The sequence below is a fragment of the Flammeovirga yaeyamensis genome, assembly GCF_018736045.1.
In the GTDB taxonomy this organism is placed as follows: domain Bacteria; phylum Bacteroidota; class Bacteroidia; order Cytophagales; family Flammeovirgaceae; genus Flammeovirga; species Flammeovirga yaeyamensis.
The window spans coordinates 555,179-574,964 of record NZ_CP076132.1; the positions used below are offsets into that span (position 1 = coordinate 555,179).

Consider the following 19,786-nt stretch of genomic DNA (forward strand, 5'->3'; position numbering starts at 1 on the left):
TTCCGAAAAATACGTACACTATAAATGAATGTAAATATTATAGTGTCAAAGCAAACAATATGAAACTAAACATCGATAATCTTGAGCTAAAGGCTTCTATCTCTTGGTTTAAAGAAGACTGGGTGATGTATCTTTTAAAACTGGTTCCAACCTATTTTGTAATCCTAGTTTTCTTCACGGGTCTGATTCCTAATTTACTTTTAGATGAAAATCCTAAATGGGGGTATTATGTACTCTTGGCAACAGTCATAACTAATGTATCGATCACCATTGTTTCTCTTATAGTAATTGGAAGTACTAAAATAGAATGCGATGGGGTGACTTTAATAGTAAAGCATCCAAGAGGAAAAGAGATTAGTATTCCAACGAATACAATCGCACAGTTATATCTAGATTATCACAAAACAAAATCTCTAAATTCTAATACTCCTCAAGTAAATTTAGTACTAAGAACAAAAGACGATAATGATATTCCTCTTTTAGAAGACAGAACCATATCAGCCTATAGTGGCAGAAAATTAGAAAGTGCAATAGAAGATTTTTTAGGGATTGATGATTATTCTATTGATGGAGAATATCAGTTGCATGGACTTCAAAAGAAATCAATCGAACAAGTAAAATCATTTGATGAAACAGTTGCCATTGGTGATGTAATCGACATTAATGAAGAGTCTCATATTTTAGAAAAAAAGTATCAATTCGAATGGGATAACCAAAGAGTAGATCATTTATTATGGGCCAATAATGGTAAGGAAAAGAAAGTTTTTCAGAGAAAACACGAAAAGTATTATTTAGAGAAATCTATCAATCCAACTAAATTCTTTTTAAATGCTTTCTTCAAGGATAAAGTGATATGGGAGGATTTAAAATACGATTTCACCTATCAGAATAATTATTATACCATAGTAGAGGATTTAAAAGGACAATTTTTTCCAGATCATACTGTGGAAAACTTGGTGAGTATCCAACAGAAAACATATAAAAGCACTTATGAGTGGATCACAATAAGACAGTTTTCTGAAAATAATTTTGAAGTAAGTAAAGTAGAAATCGCATAATGAAGGTAGTTGAAACAAGAACAGGAGCAGCCATATTAACTTTTAAGGGAAAGTTAACAGAGCGATTGAAGAGTAAAATCAGAAAAAATACCAACCCAATGGGAATTAATTATCTGTTTTACTTTGTCGGAATAATTTTCTCGGCTTATTTTTTTACCCTTCATTGGATATTTGGATTAATCATTTTAGGTATAGTTACTTACTTGCTCTCTTTTACTGCAAGGAAAATAAATAGAGAAACCTATTTTAAGTTTATTCTTAACCATGGAGTCATCTATTTTATTTCAATGGATAAAGATTTAGACTATAGAGAGGCACATAATACTGATATTTTTGAGCAATTGTATATTCAAAAAAAACAAGAAAATACATATATCTTAAATCTAATCTTTGAGAAGAATGGTGTAAGACAACAATTAGATTTACTTGAATTTGATGAGAAGTATCTTCAGGAAATGATGGATGTAAAAGATTATGTACATGATTTTTATAATACTATTCCTGAAGAAGTAGAGGAGATAGAATTACCTGATAAAAATGCCAATTTTGTTCCCAAAAAGAAACGCTCTTTCTTTAAAGTCTTTGATCAAGATTTAGATGATATTAGAACTAAAGGTGTATTTACATTAAAAGGAGAGGATTATTTTGTCGATAAAACGTATCAAACAGAATGGGATAACGGTATGATTTCTTATTGTTTTTCTTTAGTTGGTGATACATCACTTTACTATCATCCATTGGTAAATAGAAAGTTTCTTTTTTTAGAATCTCCAGCAAATACTTCCTTAATAGAAGATTTTATTGATGAGGAAGAAGTGATGTTGGAAAAAGCAAGATTATTAAAATACAATGGAGGGCAGTATTACTTTGTAAGTAGACATCGAGGAGTGACTTCTTTGGATGGGAATTATTTATCTGATGATGTATATCAAATACTCTTTGAAAGTGAAAATGGAGAAAAAATATTGAGGTTTTATGATGATAAGGGAAAAGTGACTGTTACGTTAGGAACTATCATTCAAGAATCTCAGATCAATCAGATTTTACCTCAAATAGAGAATAACTAACTGTTTTCAACCCATAGGTCATATAATGTTTTAATCAGGAAAACAATCAACATCACATTAAAGAAGGTTTTTACTTTCTTAGGATCTACTTTCATGGCTAAGCCGGCACCAATCCATGAACCAATAAAGGCACCGACAAGTCCTATGATTCCATAGTCCCAAAGTACTTTTTGTTCTATGGCGAATGTAATTAATGCAGCTAAGGAAGAAATCATGGCTAAGCTTTTGGAAAAAGCAACGTTCACCATAGTGGGTACAGAAGCAAAGAAGGAGATGATAAAAAAGGAGATCACACTTGTGCCAGGTCCAAAAAATCCGCTATAAAAACCAAGAAGGATAGCTGTTGGATAAATAATTTTAGGTCGTAAGTGAGCTTTATTATTTTCTGTAGATTCCTTCTTTTTGTATCTGTCCATAGTAAATAGTACTATGATCATCACGAGGAGTAATATGAGCATGGAATGAGTAGAAAGAACATCACTCATTTCTGCTCCAAAAATGGCCATGCCAATACATAAAACAAAAGAAATCAATAACTCTTGATTTAGTTGTAGTAGTCCATTTTTATAATATCGCCATGTAGCGGTTACTGAAGCTGTAGTTAAAATTACTTTGTTGGTCCCTAATATATAATGTGTAGGTAATCCGAGGTAGATCAATAAAGGGATGGAAAACATACCGCCGCCTCCAGAGATTGCTGTAATTACAGAAGAAAATATACATCCCAAAAACCAAATAAGGTAATTGATATATTGGTCATCCATCATTGGATTATTGTAGTTGGTAATAAAATGAAATAAAGGTAATACAAACTACAGTATAAATTGCCATTAAAGGTAAACCAACTTTCATAAAATCTTTAGGCTTGTACCCGCCTGGACCATATACAATCCAATTGGTCTGATAACTAACAGGGGTTAAAAAGGCTGCAGAAGCTGCAAAAGCAATGGCCACAAAAAAAGGAGTGCTATGTACCTGAAGCATCTGACTTAAGGAATAAGCAATAGGGAAAGAAATTGAAATCGCCGCTACATTTGTAACAAATGAGGTGAGTAGAACAGTAAAAAGGAACAACCCAATAAGTACTCCATACACCCCAAAAGGAAGAAATATTTTTATAAATACATTACTGACAATATCACTTGCTCCGGATGATATAAAGGCCTCTCCAAGGGTAAGGGCAGAGGTAAGCAAAACCAGTAAATCCAGATCGAGTTCTTTATTTACTATGTTGAAATTCGTCGCTTTAATCATTAGAAGTCCAGAAAATGCAAATATTGCACCTACCAATAAAGGAATCACCCCTAAACCCACGGCAATAACAATAGTGAAAAGAAGCATAAAATACGACCATTTTGCTGCATTTGAAATGGGTGCTTTATTATTTTTTATTGTACTCAATACATAAAACTCTTTGTACATTTTAATGTTTGAGAAGAAAGTATCCCCAGCAGAAAGTAAAAGCATATCCCCCGATTGTAAATAGACATCGTCTAATTCTCCTGTAATTTTCTGACCATTTCTATGAATAGCGACAAGGTCAACATCATAGGTTTCTCTAAATTTAATTTTTGCAATTTTTTTACGAGTAAGAGCAGAGTTGGCAGGAATTACGGCTTCCACAATTTCTTCTTCTTCCTTCTTATTAGGTACAGCTAAACCAGCATCAGAATTTAGAATGACCATAATGTTTTCAGTTTGCCCCATAAACATTAATATATCTCTCTCTTCAAAAACAAAATCATCTGGTATCGGGGTAATCACTTCGCCTTCTCTATGAACCTCAATTAAATAAGCCCCATCGAAATTCTTCATTTTGGTATTTTGTACTTCCTTACCAATTAGCTTGGAGGCTCTACGAATTTGAAGCCCCATCAAGTATTCTGGTGCAATTGCTTTGGCATCATCAAAAACCTCTTTATTCTCCGGTAATAAGTTATACCCCAACGTGACCAAATAGATAATTCCGAAAAAAGTAACCAAAAGTCCTAAATAAAGGAAGTCGGAATAGGCTAAAGGAGGTAGTTTGTTCGTTTCTATAAAACCAACCAATACTAAGTTGGTAGAAGTACCAATAACAGTAATCATACCTCCAAGGATGGTACTAAAACTTAAAGGTATAAGGAGCTTAGATGGATGTGCTCCCATTTTTTTGCACCAATCATAAACATATGGCGTTAAGCCCGCTACAACAGGTGTATTATTGGTGAAAGAAGAAAACAGGGCAGAGAAAGTGATGATCTTAGCCATAAAGAGACGTGGCTTTTTAGAGTCGCCTACTAAGTAATTTAATATAAGTGAAACATTGAATGTATGATAAAGATGAGTAGTCACAATAACTAGCACAATGATTGTAGCTATTGAAGAGTTACTTAAAGAGTTTAAAACATCTTCTACATGAATGATCCCTGTAGCCAATAGAGCAACGACTCCTAAAAAGAAAATGGTAGAGGGTTTTTCCCATTCTTTTAGTAAGGCGATGATAACACTTATAACAGTAATCAACACGATCCACCTGTCGTATTCTTGAGGTAGTAACTGTATGTTCTTTTGAGCTAGTAGCAATGGGTTAGGCATAGGATAATGACAGTTATAACTTAAAAGGTATATAGTTTAGCGATAAGATTGGTTATACAAATAACATACTTATATTGTTATGAACTGATTTTTTTGACGAATAGTTGATCGCATAGTTTGAAATTTTAAATTGATCTAGGAAAAAATCCTATTTAATATATAAGAGATGAAAGTAAGTGCAGAATTTAGAGGAATTGCCACTATTGTGATTCTTAGTTTGTTATTACTAACGAGTTTCGTTTCTTTTTTGAGATCTTCACAGGCAGAAAAAAGAGATGTTTCAGAGATATTACTTAATCAGGAATACAAAATTGCCAATATTCCATTTCATGCTAAAGACTATTATCGTTCAGAGGATAGAAAGACACTTTTGCAGTTAAAGCAAGAGGCCGATAAAATTTATTCTCAAATTTTAGCTATGGAAAAAGGTATTTCTTCTAATTCTACTGAAAAGCAAAGTGTATTAGTACTTACCTCTTTGGGTGACGATCAACTTTCTCATGCATTAGAACTTTACAGAAAAAGATTTGAAGATTATTATACAAAAATTGATTTGATGTGGGATGCCAGTATTGAATCAAATTCATCTGTAGATCTTCAAGCAAAATCAAGAACAGGATCATTAAGTGGCAGGGCCAGAGCACTTGATGAAGAAGAAGGAAGTGATAAAATCGGGAAAGCTTTAGATTTCCTACAAAGAAGAAATTCATCATTACTATTACACAATAGAGAAACAAGATTTCAATTAGAAGAAAATATCCGTCAGACTCGTACAAAGAGTTTAATCTTTAACGGTTTGCTAGTTGTTTTTGGTGTTATTGTTTTGTTAACACAAGGAGCCTTTTTTAGAAATCAGATTCTTGTACATATTCGACTTCTTCGTAAAAACTTAGAGGAATTTACAGGGGAGAAAGAAAGTTCTGAAATCCCTGATATTCAAATTATCGAAAATAAAGTATTTGCCCTAGAAGACGATTTTAATAGAATTACTGAGATGATCGAATATCTTGGAGATAAAGATTATGAGGTAAACACAGAAGGTCTTAATTCTAGATTATCCGACTCTTTCTTAAGGGCTAGAAATACATTGGAGCAACTATCTAAGGAGGAATTTGTAAGTAAATGGATTACCGAAGGGTTAGCGAAAACTACAGAAACATTAAATGGACAACAATTTGATACCATCGAAGAAATGGCTTATGAGTTTGTTCGTTTTGTTACTCGACATTTAGGTGCACTTCAAGGAGGTGTTTTCTTAAAGATGAATGCAGAAGAAGAAAATATCGTGCATCAAGTAGCGAGTTATGCTTATGGTAAGAAACGTTTTCCTCAAAGAAAAATATCAGCCAACGAAGGACTTGTTGGTCAGGTCATGCTCGAAAAACAATACGTGTATGTAGAAGATTTACCTCAGCATTATACCGCTATTTCTTCTGGTTTGGGTGAGGCTCCGCCAAGATCTATTATTATTATTCCGGTGGTACATGGTAACGACGATGTATATGGTGCCGTAGAAATTGCCTCATATCATTCTCTATTACCACATGAACAAGAATATGCTAATGCAGCTTGTGAACGATTTGCTTCTGCCATTGCGGTATATATGATGAATGAAAATACCCGTAAGCTACTTAAGGAATCTATGGAGGTGAACGATTCTTTAAAGAACAAAGAAGAAACGTTGATCAAAAAAACAGATGAGATGCAGGAAGTGCAAGATCAGTTAAACACAAAACTGACTGAACTTTCTAAAGAATCTAATCTGAATAAAAATATACTGTCTGCCATTGGTAAGACGATGGCCATTATCGAATTTGATATGTCAGGTAAGATTCTTACGGCCAATGATATGTACCTTTCTGTAATGGGTTATAAGCAAGAAGAAATTATTGGTAAACATGAACGTATTTTGGTTTCTTCTGAAGAAGTGAATTCCATGCGATATAAATTATTATGGGATAGTTTATCAAATGGGTCATTTATTTCCGGAGAATACTGCCGTATGAGTAAGAAGGGAGTGGATGTTTGGATGAACGGTACATACAATCCAATATTTGGTTTAGATGGAAAACCTTACAAAATCATCAAATTTGCAGAGTTTACGACAGAACAAAAAGCAAAAGACCTTACCAATTCAGAACGGTTATCACATTTTGGACATTATTTCCCTGTTCTAGACTTGGATTTGGATGGAGTGATTAAAGCAGCTAATACCATATTTACAGATATCTTTGGGTATAAGAGGAAAGAATTCAGAAATACTCCAATTGTTGAATTCCTTGAGAATGCAAATGAAATAAGAGTCTTTAAAAGAGCATTAAGAGACGCAAAAGCGGGAGGAATGATTACTCAACAATTTGTGTTTTTAGATTCAGAAGGAAGATCTAAAATTTGTGATATTCAATTGGCTCCTTTAAAGAAACTAAACGGAGATGTTGATCGATTTACATTATTCATAAAAGATAGTACCTCTGAGGAATTTGTTAAGAAAGAATTAGAAACCCAAACGGAAACGCTTTCATTGTTAAGGAGTGAGATGGAAACACGTAATACGCTTATCGATGAAATGGCGATGGTTCTTGAGGTGAGTTTAGACGGTAGAGTACTTTCTGGAAATAATGTGGTTGAGAAGTGGACAGGACATAGTATAGAAAACCTTATCGGTCATCCTTTAGGAGATTTGGTAACAACATCTTATCAAACGGCTATTTCTGGATTACTTTCAGAACCAAATGAGGCTGGGGTGAGACAGAGAACTTTAGAGTTTAGAACTCCTAAGAAGAAAAAACTATGGGGCGATACAAGTGCTTCTGTTGTAATCAAAAATGAGGTGCCAATTAAGTTTATCTTTATCATATTTGATGTTACTGAAAGAATAGAAAAAGAAATGAATCTCAGTATTGAATTAGAGAAACAAAAAGCAAGAAATGCTTTAACTCGAATTCAAAGTAATTTCTCTGATTCTGGACAAAGCTTAATAGAAGAAATTTTTAATAATAAAGAGATAGATTTTGAAAATGACAATTGGTTAGACCAGTTGCCATGTTATGCAGCGATTGTAGATACTGGCTTTGATATTGTTAAAATGAATTCAGCACTCTCGGATATATCAGATAAAGTCGTTCGTATTTTTGATTTACCTGATTATTTATCAGACCTTCAAAAAGATCAAATTAAAGAGGCGATTAGTAAGGCTAAATTAATGGAGGGTCAAGTAAAATTAAAAGGAGTAAATCATACGATGATCATGGTGCCACTTTTCGATGACATCAAACATAAACTACTGGTTTTATTTGCTGAGTAGTCATTAATCCGAAAGAATTAAATAAATGATTTTAGAGTGATACATTGTATCACTATACCTAACAGTGCGAAAACCCTAACATTTATTGATGAATTAATTCAATCAAAAAGTATATTTGTGCGTTATTTATACTAAACAATTCAGGTTAACCATCGAATTAATTCAATCAATGAAAAAGACATTAGCAAGTGATAATTATGCGGGAACATCTCCTGAAATAATTGAGGCGATAGCAAAAGTAAGTAATGGACATCAAGGAGCCTATGGAGCAGACGATGCTACAAAAGAAGCTATCGAGATGTTCAAAAGACTTTTGAAAGAGGATATTGATGTTTTCTTTACTATGAATGGAACAGGAGCGAATGTTACTGCTTTAAGTTCTGTTTGTCCTTCTTATGGTGCTGTTATTACTTCTAGTGTAGCTCACATTAATGTTGATGAGTGTGGTGCTCCAGAAAAGTTTGGTGGTTTTAAAATCCTAACCATAGAGAAAGAAGACGGTAAAATATCACCTGAAGATATTTCTCCTTTTCTAGTGAATTTGGGAGAGCAACATTGGTCGCAACCCAAAGTAGTTTCCATTACACAAGCGACGGAGTATGGTACGGTCTACACATGTGAAGAAATTAAAGCAATCGCTGATTTTGCACATCAAAATAATCTTCTTTTACATGTTGATGGAGCAAGAATTAGTAATGCAGCCGTTTCTATAGGAGCAACATTTAAAGAAATGTTAGTGGATACTGGTGTTGATTTTATTTCATTCGGAGGAACAAAGAACGGATTAATGTTTGGTGAAGCAGTAATTTTCTTGAATACGTCTTTATCAGAAAATTACAAATACCTCAGAAAACAAGGAATGCAACTTTTATCAAAAATGCGTTTCATTTCTGCTCAATTTGTTGCTTTATTTGATGGAGATCTTTGGAAAAAGAATGCTGAACATGCGAATAAGATGGCGCAGTTGTTAGCAGAGGGGCTTCAAAAAGCAGAAGGGGCTAAGGTGACTCAAAAAGTACAAGCCAATGGCGTATTTGCTATTCTTGACCCTAAAGTAATTCCAATTTTACAAGAACAATCTCCTTTCTATGTTTGGAATGAACAGACGCATGAAGTACGCTTAATGTGTTCTTTTGATACGACAGAAGAAGAGATCAATCAGTTTATTACTACCTTGGAAAAATACCAAGTAGTAGAAGCATAGAAATATTTATTGTAAAGTCCTGAAATAACGATACAGGTTTTTACTAAATTTATTTTAAATATAAGACTCAATAATTTAAAAGTTATTGGGTCTTTTTTTCGCCTAACATATTTCCACCATTAAAGGTTTCTAAAATTTGTTATGTTGCTTTTACCTTTACCTTTTGGTAAGTTCTTCTTCTTTTTCCTCTTGTTTTATGCATTTGAATTGGTGTTTTCATATAGCATGACATATGAGGTCGCACTAAGTTATAAGTTTTTATACATTCTTTTAAGTATGCTTCAAAGACTATTTCATAATTAACATATTTACTCAGATTAAAATCATGCTTTATGGTTCTGTTGATGCGTTCTGCAATAGCATTTTTATATGGATCATAAGTCTCAGTCATACTCGTTATAATTTTTGCTTTTCTAAGCAATTTCTGATAAGCTTTGCTGCAATACTGTACACCTCTATCTGAGTGATGAATTAACTTTTCCCCCTTATACTCACGTTGTTTTATTGCCATTTTTAATGCCCTAATTGCACCTTGCTTATCTAACGACCTAGATAAGTCATATCCCATAATTTTTTTAGAATAAGCATCCGTAATTAAAGCTAAATACCAAGGGTTATCTCTTGTGCCAACATATGTAATATCAGCTACCATGACTTGTTCAGGCCTAGTAATTTCTAAGCCATCAACCAAATCTGGATAAGTTTTGAATCTATGATCTGAGTCTGTTGTTACATGATATGCTCTCTTAGGTTTTATATCTAAGTGATTGGCTTTCAAAATCTGCAGCAATTTATCTCGTCCTACACCCAGAGATTTCAAATCAGAGTACAGTAGAGTGTACAACATTCTATGACCACTGTTGGGTAACTTTATTCTAACGTTTTCTACGAGTGATACTACTTGCTCAGAAATTTTCAGATCTTTTTCTTTTCGCTTAATAGAGCGGTAATACACTTGACGGTCTTTCCCAAGTAATTGACTTGAATATTCTACACCTTTAGAATACTCACCTCTGAAATGGTCTACTACTTGGGTGAAGAGTTTTTTCTTATATCAATTTTATATTCCTTTTCAGCCAAATCAATCATCATATCGAAAATAATTGATTTATGGTCAGCTTTTTCTGCTTCAGCCTCTAATCGTTTGATTTTCTTTTTTGCTGTTTCCAACTCAAGTTTAAGCTCTAATAACTCTTGTTCAGGTGTTTTTTTCTTCATGGCACTTACTTTATGGTTCCAGTCAAAGTTACCATATTTTTGTAACCAAATCTTTACAGTTTGATTCCCTTGAATACCATATTTACGTTGAGCTGCTTTAAGACCTAGTTGACCGTTTTCAACTTCCGAGACAATTTGAAGCTTTAAGGACATTGGATAATCCTTTTGGGTACGTTTAATGAACTGATTTTTATTTTCTTCCATGATAACGATTGTTTTAGTGTATCGTTATTTTAGGACTGTACATATCACCTTAAAAAGGGCTTGGGGAATTAAACATCCTCAAGCCCTTTTTAGTTATGAAGGAGGACCCAAACTTTTAATACTATGTTTAAAATCGCATTGAAATATGGTAGCCTCATGTTTATCGGTTACCTTATTTTATTCTTCATCATGAAATTCCTCAATCTTTATCACATTGTGGAACTTAGAGTACTAAATTTTCTCATTCAATCAACAGGCATTTATTTCGCCTTAAAAGAATTACGACAGCAAGATCAATCCAATTACGGTTATCTCAATGCTTTTCTGGAGGGAATAATTGTAACAATGGCAGGTGCACTTCCATTCGCCATTTTCATGGTAACTTATCTCACCTCTGTAGAACCCGAATTTATGACCTATCTTCAACAATATGCCTTGAATGGAGCCTATTTAAATCCCATGACTGTCTTTATAGGTTTGGTCTTCGAAGCCGTCGGATCAGGTTTTTTAATCTCCTATGTCATAATGAGATACACCTTAATAAAGCAACCTTCTACAATAAAAAATTAATAAGTGTTAACCACAGTTTTTTTCGCAACTGTGGTTTATTTTTTGCGTTTTAAGCTTCTGAGTAAGCTAACAATCAGTTGATAAACCTAATAAATAAACTAATCTAAAGCTTACCTAAACTAATTTATAAACCTAACAATCTAACTCTATTCCAGCTGAGTTAGAAATTAATATTCAGACTTCTATGAAAAGTTTAATAAAATCTATGCTGCTATCAGTACTAATGTGTATTGGTGTAGTTCTACCTATGACTTCGTGGGCTCAATGCAGTGTGTTTAGTGGTTCTACTTATAATTTAAGAGGAGATTTAACTTTAAGTAATTGTAATGTGGATTTGGGTACAGATCTAGAGATTATATCTTATGTGAATAATAGTACTGATATGCACGCTTTTAATGTTGATGGAGAAGTTACTATTAATGTTAAAGAAAAACTACTTTTTGAAAGTGATTATACTGAGGAGTGTAAAAATGGAACTTGCATTGATGTACCTAATTCAGGGACTAACATTAATATAAATAACAATTCTAAGTTAATTGTCAAAGGAGATTTAGAAATAAGTGTTTTGACGAATATCAATATTGTAGGTAATGGTCAATTAATTGTATTAGGAGATTTAATAGTATCGAATAGATTTGCAGGACGTTCATTGATAAACTTAAACAATAATTCTAGAATTTATGTAAGAGGAGATGGTTATTATAATTATTCAAATGGTACAATTAACGGTGAAGTATTTACACAAGGGCAAGTGATAATAGAAAGAATTGATACAGTAGGACAATCTTCTTATCAATTAGCATTAGATTGGTTAAAAAAGAATACTGATTTAGGTATACTTAGATATTTAGTAGCCATTTTTATTCAAGGACAGTTTGAAGCTATTCAAGGAGAAAATAATAGTGATTTTAGAAATTCTATTAATAATAATTTAACAACAAACTTATTTGATTTATTATTAGATATATCTGACCCATTCACGGCTTCAAATATAAATATCAATGGAGAAACTCTAGATCAAACACAATTAATATTTAATTCAACTGAAGAACAAGAATTACTTGATCAAGCGAATTATATTTCTTCATCAGATTACTCTTGGATGAGAAAAGAAGTTGTTTTATCTAGTTCTTTTTTTGATGATATCAATAGTGACTTTGGATTTACTTCAGAGGAAACAGATGATATAAATGATGTTAGAAGTTTATTATCAACTTTATCTTGGTCATTTACTAATAATTTTAGTTACAAAGGAGGTAATCAAATAAGGCTATTAGATTTATTAATGAATGTAGTTGAAGGATCAAATGATATATCAGATGAAGATAGACAAAAATTGAAAGATTTATTTGCTGACCCGGATATGTCATTAACTGTATCCATCTTTGATAAAGGTAAAACCAAAAATTTTTATACAACAAATGGAATAAGTTACCCGGAATTTGATATTCAATTCAATCATCAAATAACAGACGACGACCTACCAGTTGAACTAATATCTTTCACAGCAGAGAAGATAAACAACGATGTAGAATTAAACTGGGCGACTGCATCAGAAAAAAATGCATCTCACTTTATTGTTCAAAAATCGTATGATAGATCAAATTGGTTAGAAATTGGAGAGGTAAAGGCATTTGGTAATTCAAACACAAGACACGATTATAAATATACCGATAACAACTCTTACAACGATGTGTATTACCGTTTAAAACAAGTTGATTTTGATGGTCAATCAGAGTTTTTTGGTCCTTTATTCGTTGCTTTTGGAAATGAAAGGAAATTCAATGTTGTATTGATGCCTAATAACACAACAATTGGTGACCAAGTAAAGGTAAGTATATCTGGAATAAATACTAATCAAGATGTTGCATATCAGTTGTTTGATACGAATGGTAGATTAATTCATTCTGATGTTATTCAATCCACAGGGAATACGAGTTTACTAGAAGAATTAGAATACCCTAATCAAATTGGAAAAGGAATGTACTACTTGATATTCCAAAATGGAAGCAGTATTGAAAGAAAGAAAATACTATTTAAGTAAGTAGAAACGTTAGCACATATTTAAACTGCTTCAGGATAATCTTAAGCTTATTGTTTATGAAACATCTTGGAGCAGTTTTCTTGTTTTAAAAAGTATATGTATCATCGTTAAATAAATGAATAAGTAATAAAAGTTGAAAAAAGTTATTAATCTGTCATCAAGAATTTTAATCTGATTTTAAACTATTTCGTTGAAAATTAGTTCTCAAAAGCTTTAAAGAAAAAGTTTGACTATTAGATGTTTATGGAACTAATTTAATTTTTTAATTATCAGAATTTTTTTTGATTATGATAAAAAAGACCAAAAACAGAGAATAAAAAGTTAATATTTAAATAATACTTTGTACTATTTAAATAAAATGTAACTTTGCAGTTATTAACACTGTTAAAAAAAACAACTACAAGGTCGTGTTAAAGTTATCTTTTCTAGGTAATTACAGCTTGAATTTTAAAAATGGAAAGGTTCTTGTTTTAAATGTAATTATTAGAACTTATTTGAACTTAAATACATCTACTATTAATTCACTCTTTATTCTTACTTAAGTCAGAATAAACTACTGCTAAACATCTATTCTATGAAAAATAAAAATTTCTACTATTTAGTAGCAGTATTTTTACTGCTTACTCGTTATGAATTGTATGCTCAATGTAATTCTGCATTCTTTGAAGCAGGGACACCAAGTATGACAAGTGATGTAACTATAACTTCAGAATGTCAACAATACGGTAATGCTTTAGAAGGAATTCTTACATCAAATGATGTTAATAGAACATTGACAATCGGTAATGGTACTGATGTTGTCGAAGTTGTTCTTGATTATCCAACTTTAACGCTTACTGGTGAAACAAACAATGGAGTATATATTAATGGTGTGACTCTGACAATAAAAAATAATGCTACTTTAATTGTACCAAATGATTTATTGCTTACTAATAGTTCATCTATTAATGTTGAGAATGGAGGAACCTTAATCATTGGAAACGATTTACTAACAGAAGGAGGTGAGTTAACTCCAGAAGAGTCAGTAGGAGTGACAATAAACGTAGCAGATGGAGGTGAAGTACATGTTGGCAATAATGCAGTATTAAATTATTCAGGTGGCTACTTAGGAACTTTACCAAACCCAAATATGTTCGTTTCAGGTTTAGTAACACAGTTTGATCCTGCAACAGCAGATACTTCTGGGCTGGAGTCATTACTTTCTTTAATTCAAGTAATAAACTTTTTTGCTGGTGGTGCATTAGATTGGTTAGAAGATATTGTTCAAAATTGGATAGATAGTTTGGAAAATGCAACAGGTGGTTTTGACATTACGTTACCTGGATCTAACCCAGGTTCACCTAACCCATTTGACACAGGAGTTGTTATTACTATTCCAACTACAGCCTCAGCATCTGACTTCTTTACGAATACATCTACAAGCGAAAATATTTTTACTACTAGTGAATTAGATCTATTAGATATAGAAAATGAAATTAGTTTAGCTAATAAAAAAATTCAGATTCAGAGCTCAATTTTAGATATATCTTTAGGGGAGATATCTCAAGATGAAACTAACATTTCAAGTTTATTAGCGTTAAAGAATGTATTATCACAAATGACTTGGAATTTACATGGATCTGTAGCTACAAGTATGACAGCATATCATAATAATATGGCTACTGAAGCACAGAAGACAGAATTGACTAATTATTTTGCTCAAGATATAAAAATCACTATTTCAGTAGTAGATAAAGATGCTGCTTCTGTAAATAGAGTAAGTATGATGATGACAGACCATCAGCAAGAAGTAACAATTATTCATTCAAATATTCCTGATGATTTGCCAGTAGAGTTAACATATTTCAATGCATCTATTGAAAATGAAGAAGTTCTTTTAAAATGGGAAACAGCAACAGAAATAAATGCATCTCATTTTGTCGTTCAACGTTCAACAGATAAAACAAATTGGGTATCGTTAGGAGAAGTTGAAGCAGCAGGTAATTCAAATGTTTCTATTTCATATGAATTTTCAGATATTTCGCCATTGACTCAAGCTTATTATAGATTACATCAATATGATTTTGATGGTCAAAATGAAATTTTTGGACCTGTTCAAGTAAACTTTAATGCAAACGCCTTATCTGGCTTTGATGTAGTTCTAATGCCAAATGCAATTTCTAACGGAGAAGATTTAAGAACAAGTCTAACGGGGTTAGTAGAAAACTCTTCAATTCTTGTTAAACTTTTTGATGGAAATGGTAGAGAATTATTTGTAAAAGAAATAGGAACTTCTTCAAATTCATTATTTAAAGAAATAGATGTACCTAATAATTTATCTACAGGAGTTTATTACATGGTTTTCCAAAACGGATCAGAAGTAAAAAGAAAACGATTGGTTATTAAATAATCAGTTAGCTATAAAGATATTAGAAGGTGATCTCGGAAGGGATCACCTTTTTTAGTGATAAAACACTTGTAATCATATATTTATTGAAGGATAATTTTGTATTCAATTCAGAATTATTGAAATTTAATAATATAAATTGAACTTTTCTTTACTCGTTATATCCCTATCCCCAACTAAATAGATCATACTAAGAACGAAGAATGTTCAATTCTAAACTTAATCTTTCTATTTCTAAACCATTGCTATATTAACTATGACAAAAACTACCTTTTACTCCTTTACAGCACTGTTTATTTTATTCATAAATAGTGATGGCTTTAGCCAATGTGAAACAGGTCAAACTACTGATTTTACTTTTAATGAATCGGGCGTAGTAGCATGTGAAACAACACCAGAAACATTTCATTTATTTTCTGCTACCGGTCAAGATATCACAATTACTCACCAAGACGGTGATAATGATCCTAACGATGGACCCGATTATATCATAAATACCGTTTCGCTTTTAAATGTTGCTGGCGAAGGGTTATTATCGTTGAGGCCAGGAGCTGGTGAATTTACAGAGGTGGATGGTAATAGTCTAGCAGATTATGCTGTGCATTGGATTATTAAATCAAATACTCATGTAATATTAGATGGCGATTTATTTTTACATTATGGATCTACAATTACTATTGAAGAAGATGCAACTTTAGAAATAACAGGTGATATATCATTAGCTTCAAGTCTATTATTTTGTGATGATTGTGTTAGCCTTGATGCCGCTACTAGAGCAGCAGCTGAAGAAAGTTATGCAAACACTTTAATACCAAGTATTACTATTAATAATTTAGGAAATTTATCCGTTGGAGGTGATAATGATTTACCGGTCGAGTTAATATCTTTTACGGGTGAAAAAATAGAAGATTATGTAGTACTTAATTGGTCAACTGCTACAGAAATTAATTCCTCACACTTTCTTATTGAGAGGTCTTCGGATAAAACATCATGGGAAGAAATAGGGTATCTAGAAACTTCAGGAAACAGTTCGGTAACTATAGAATATTCTTTTGTTGATGAAGATATTAATGAAATAAATTTTTATCGTTTAGTTCATGTTGATTTTGATCAAACAGAAACTGTTTATGGTCCGATTGAAATATCTGTCATATCTAAAACACTCAATGTTGCAATGTACCCTAACATAGTATCTAATGGTAGTTCATTTAAAGTTGCTTTGAATAATTTAAGTATTGGAAGTTCTATTGAAATGACAATTTATGACGTTAATGGGAAGTTTATTGATAATTCTTTATTGAATACTATTAATGTTAATAGCATTGTGATTTCACAAAAACTACCTGATAATTTGAGGAAGGGTTTGTATTTTCTAATTACGAAAAACGGATCTGAAATTAGTAGAACTAAGTTCATGATTGATTAATAGAAAAAATGTATATGCAAAAAAGGCTACCTAAAATGGTGGCCTTTTTCGTTTATATACTTTTGTAATCAAAATAATAGACTACATCGTATTTATAAAACTTGTTTTAAGATGGGACAGAAGAACTCATTATTAAAGTTGGGGTGATTGAACAGTGGAGTTAAATACATTAATGTCCAATCAAAATTATTGAAGAATATAAATACATTTTGTAAAGTTGGTATACTCAAAATAATAGTCCCATAATTATTTCCTTCAAATTGATTTTCACTAATTAATAAGGTTTCGAGTTTAGTTAAATTTGTTAAGGTTGAAGGTAATTCACCACTTAACTGATTTACCATAATGTTTATACTAACTAGTTCAGATAAATTACCTATTTCTTCAGGTAAATATCCAATTAAATTGGTATTGTATAGATCTATACTAGTTACTCTTCCTTCACTATTTGTACTTACACCAAACCAATTGTCCAAATCATTGTCCATTGACCATTGTTGTGATTCGGGGATTTCGAATACACCTTGTTCATTTTTTATCCACCAATTAGAACCACCAGCTGATTCATATAATTTATACAAAGCTAATTTATCTTTGTGAGAATCGGATAACATAGGTTTCTGATAACCCGCAACAAAGTTAACATCAAAACCATCCCCAGTTATAGATCCACTATCAACAATCTTAATCCAAGAGATTTGATTGACATCTTGAAGACCATCAACATAGCTTAAATGGAATTCGTTATTGGCAATGTAGGCATCTCCAACTTTCACCCAATCACCACTGTTTTCTAAGTCATCTTTATAGTATCTGCCATTATAGCTTTTATGAACAAATACTTCAGCTTTTTCACCATACGCTTTAAAAGCTTCTTCTTTATCTTCGTAAAAGGCTTTTTTACCCCATGAAGTTTCTACGACTTGAAGTGTAGCATCTATAGTTAATTCTAAAGGTTGAGGTAATTGCATGAGTACCATTCCACCTTCACCACCAAGTGAAACAAATTTATTAGCATTTTTTCTAAAGTCCGCTAAATCTGCATTGGCAGAATTTTTACGAGATTCCTTACTTACATTGTAATTATCATGAGACAAGTCTTTTACGTCATAATTAAAGTATTCAGGACGGTACAATTTAACTTCGGCATATTGGTATCCTTCTAAGTTGCCTCTATACCACTGATCATAATATTCTCCAACAATTTCTCTATTGTTATCATTGCTGATAGGATTGTCTGAGTTCACATCAAATGATTGGGTTGAAGCCATGTCTCCCCAATTGTGATATAATGTATTTTCAGTTGGATTACCGCTGTCATCTAATAATATCATTTTGATATCATTTTTAATTATTTCGCCATTTAAGGTTCTCAATTGCAGCTTATCAGAAAAGTGATGAGACGTGAACACCATATTATCGCCTGTTAGTGCAGCACCTGTTACACGGCCACCGATGAGATTGGATTCGTCACGTGCATTTAAACCACCGTAGATAGTACCTGCTTGAAAAGATACTTTGTTGTCTGACCAGTCCCAGTCCATATTATTTAAATAGATAGCAGTACCTCCTTGCCATTGACTGAAAGAGATGAGGCGTTGCCTTTCAAAACCATCTGTTTCGTCACTATTTTGTGTAAACAAGATGTCTCCACCTTGGAATTTGACAGTATTTGTTTGTTGAATGGTATTTTCTTCAAAATAGAACTCAGGTTCCACGAAATCTTCATCTTCAATACCTTCTACAGCGACTTCACTATCAAATTCAAATTTTACGACATGTGCCCAAACTTGTCCTGCATACCTTGTTCCGTTTAAAGAAGCATCTACATCATTCCAAATATCGGATCCGCCATTTTGTGCAGTTCCCCAATCAGCAACCACTTTATAGAAACCACTTTTACCTGCAAGAAATAAGTAGCCGTCTTTATCCACATCTACTTGAGTGATTTTACCTCTGAAGCGATATTTATTTACATTCCGTTTCATTTGATCTACTGAAACGTTAGGATCATACTTAAATAGGTGAATAACTTTTACTTTGTGTGTTTTGAGATCGACAAGGTAGATTTTTTTCTTTCTGCTAACAACTACTGTGAGGTAATCGTTTTCAGGACTCACACACATGTGCCCTCCTTGCGGAATGGTAAACGGTTGTCCATTTTCCTTGTAGAGTTTCATTTTTTTCAAGTAAGCTTCATCTTCCAAACCCTGAAAGTCATAGCTTACTTCATAGATTTCAGAACCAGCTGAAGAGGAGTTTAAAATATAAACTTGCTGATTAAAAGGCATTCTTAGTGATGAACTTTCAGTAGTCTCATCCAGGACTTCTTCGTAATGTTTGTTGCAGGAATAGAAAAGGACAGAAGAAATCAGAAGAATAATAATTCTAGAGAATAGTTTTTTCATTCGGTTAAATACGTTAGATAAGATTAAGTATCAATGATATTAGTAGTAAGCACATTTCTCGTTAGTTTAAGGATTGGGTAGAGATTGTTTGTGCTTAATAACAATGTGAAATCAAGTTAACTATTAAATGTGAACAATTGTAATTTAGGTGATAAAACTTTCACTATGGAGATCAAAAAGTAGTTTTTTATTCTAATATTACAATTTAAATGATTGATATTTAGGAGGGTACTACTTATAATTCTACTCATTTGATGATAAATTCTTTTATGTAAGTCTTTTGAGATTCTTTAAATTTTATCATCTCAAAAAAGTGTTTA

12 protein-coding genes and 1 pseudogene are annotated in these 19,786 nt (G+C 32.3%); 8 read left to right on the forward strand and 5 right to left on the reverse strand.

All coding sequences use genetic code 11. The features are described from left to right. The first annotated feature begins 59 nt into the window (after positions 1–59). Together KMW28_RS02180 and KMW28_RS02185 are read left to right on the forward strand one after the other, a co-directional pair. On the forward strand, positions 60–1,058 hold the full coding sequence (locus KMW28_RS02180) for a hypothetical protein (RefSeq protein ID WP_169666981.1): 999 nt from the start codon (positions 60–62) through the stop codon (positions 1,056–1,058). Then, positions 1,058–2,125, forward strand: a complete 1,068-nt coding sequence (locus tag KMW28_RS02185) for a hypothetical protein (RefSeq protein ID WP_169666979.1) — start codon at positions 1,058–1,060, stop codon at positions 2,123–2,125. Before KMW28_RS02180 ends, KMW28_RS02185 begins: the two co-directional genes overlap by 1 nt. Here the strand turns inward: KMW28_RS02185 and KMW28_RS02190 are convergent. Together KMW28_RS02190 and KMW28_RS02195 are read right to left on the reverse strand one after the other, a co-directional pair. After that, entirely contained in the window at positions 2,122–2,892 is a 771-nt protein-coding gene (locus tag KMW28_RS02190) for a sulfite exporter TauE/SafE family protein (RefSeq protein ID WP_084005886.1), read from the reverse strand. The genes KMW28_RS02185 and KMW28_RS02190 overlap by 4 nt on opposite strands. A 4-nt stretch (positions 2,893–2,896) precedes the next feature. Beyond that, positions 2,897–4,702 (reverse strand): SLC13 family permease, encoded by a 1,806-nt coding sequence (locus KMW28_RS02195; RefSeq protein WP_169666977.1) that lies wholly within the window; start codon positions 4,700–4,702, stop codon positions 2,897–2,899. 166 nt (positions 4,703–4,868) lie between these two features. Here KMW28_RS02195 and KMW28_RS02200 point away from each other — a divergent pair, with 166 nt between their 5' ends. After that, positions 4,869–8,006, forward strand: a complete 3,138-nt coding sequence (locus KMW28_RS02200) for a PAS domain S-box protein (RefSeq protein ID WP_169666975.1) — start codon at positions 4,869–4,871, stop codon at positions 8,004–8,006. 169 nt (positions 8,007–8,175) lie between these two features. Beyond that, positions 8,176–9,210 carry a threonine aldolase family protein gene (locus tag KMW28_RS02205; RefSeq protein ID WP_169666973.1) on the forward strand — a complete coding sequence of 345 codons (1,035 nt, stop codon included), beginning with the start codon at positions 8,176–8,178 and terminating at the stop codon, positions 9,208–9,210. Between the two features lie 139 nt (positions 9,211–9,349). On the opposite strand, the pseudogene KMW28_RS02210 reads toward KMW28_RS02205, so the two are convergent. Together KMW28_RS02210 and KMW28_RS02215 are read right to left on the reverse strand one after the other, a co-directional pair. Next, a pseudogene (locus KMW28_RS02210) lies at positions 9,350–10,195 on the reverse strand (IS3 family transposase); the annotation flags it as partial. Between the two features lie 41 nt (positions 10,196–10,236). Then, positions 10,237–10,632, reverse strand: a complete 396-nt coding sequence (locus KMW28_RS02215; RefSeq protein ID WP_205958251.1) for a transposase — start codon at positions 10,630–10,632, stop codon at positions 10,237–10,239. A 123-nt stretch (positions 10,633–10,755) separates the two neighbouring features. Between KMW28_RS02215 and KMW28_RS02220 the strand changes: the two genes are divergently transcribed. The 4 genes from KMW28_RS02220 (at position 10,756) to KMW28_RS02235 (ending at position 17,058) form a co-directional block, all read left to right on the forward strand. Then, positions 10,756–11,202, forward strand: a complete 447-nt coding sequence (locus tag KMW28_RS02220; RefSeq protein ID WP_066210463.1) for a DUF4199 family protein — start codon at positions 10,756–10,758, stop codon at positions 11,200–11,202. Between the two features lie 184 nt (positions 11,203–11,386). After that, positions 11,387–13,246, forward strand: coding sequence for a T9SS type A sorting domain-containing protein (locus tag KMW28_RS02225; RefSeq protein ID WP_169665066.1), 1,860 nt, complete (start codon positions 11,387–11,389; stop codon positions 13,244–13,246). A 574-nt stretch (positions 13,247–13,820) separates the two neighbouring features. Next, the gene (locus KMW28_RS02230; protein ID WP_169665065.1) at positions 13,821–15,635 is read left to right on the forward strand and encodes a T9SS type A sorting domain-containing protein; all 1,815 of its coding nucleotides are present in this window, start codon (positions 13,821–13,823) and stop codon (positions 15,633–15,635) included. 253 nt (positions 15,636–15,888) lie between these two features. Then, positions 15,889–17,058 (forward strand): T9SS type A sorting domain-containing protein, encoded by a 1,170-nt coding sequence (locus KMW28_RS02235; protein WP_169665064.1) that lies wholly within the window; start codon positions 15,889–15,891, stop codon positions 17,056–17,058. A gap of 92 nt (positions 17,059–17,150) precedes the next feature. Here KMW28_RS02235 and KMW28_RS02240 read toward each other — a convergent pair whose 3' ends face one another. Further along, entirely contained in the window at positions 17,151–19,466 is a 2,316-nt protein-coding gene (locus tag KMW28_RS02240) for a hypothetical protein (RefSeq protein ID WP_169665063.1), read from the reverse strand. Between the last annotated feature and the right edge of the window lie 320 nt (positions 19,467–19,786).

Coding starts and splice junctions, on each gene's coding strand:
- KMW28_RS02180 (WP_169666981.1), top strand. CDS start 60: ATGAAACTAAACATCGATAATCTTGAGCTAAAGGCTTCTATCTCTTGG.
- KMW28_RS02215 (WP_205958251.1), bottom strand. CDS start 10,632: ATGGAAGAAAATAAAAATCAGTTCATTAAACGTACCCAAAAGGATTAT.
- KMW28_RS02205 (WP_169666973.1), top strand. CDS start 8,176: ATGAAAAAGACATTAGCAAGTGATAATTATGCGGGAACATCTCCTGAA.
- KMW28_RS02200 (WP_169666975.1), top strand. CDS start 4,869: ATGAAAGTAAGTGCAGAATTTAGAGGAATTGCCACTATTGTGATTCTT.
- KMW28_RS02185 (WP_169666979.1), top strand. CDS start 1,058: ATGAAGGTAGTTGAAACAAGAACAGGAGCAGCCATATTAACTTTTAAG.
- KMW28_RS02225 (WP_169665066.1), top strand. CDS start 11,387: ATGAAAAGTTTAATAAAATCTATGCTGCTATCAGTACTAATGTGTATT.
- KMW28_RS02235 (WP_169665064.1), top strand. CDS start 15,889: ATGACAAAAACTACCTTTTACTCCTTTACAGCACTGTTTATTTTATTC.
- KMW28_RS02220 (WP_066210463.1), top strand. CDS start 10,756: ATGTTTAAAATCGCATTGAAATATGGTAGCCTCATGTTTATCGGTTAC.
- KMW28_RS02195 (WP_169666977.1), bottom strand. CDS start 4,702: ATGCCTAACCCATTGCTACTAGCTCAAAAGAACATACAGTTACTACCT.
- KMW28_RS02240 (WP_169665063.1), bottom strand. CDS start 19,466: ATGAAAAAACTATTCTCTAGAATTATTATTCTTCTGATTTCTTCTGTC.
- KMW28_RS02230 (WP_169665065.1), top strand. CDS start 13,821: ATGAAAAATAAAAATTTCTACTATTTAGTAGCAGTATTTTTACTGCTT.
- KMW28_RS02190 (WP_084005886.1), bottom strand. CDS start 2,892: ATGATGGATGACCAATATATCAATTACCTTATTTGGTTTTTGGGATGT.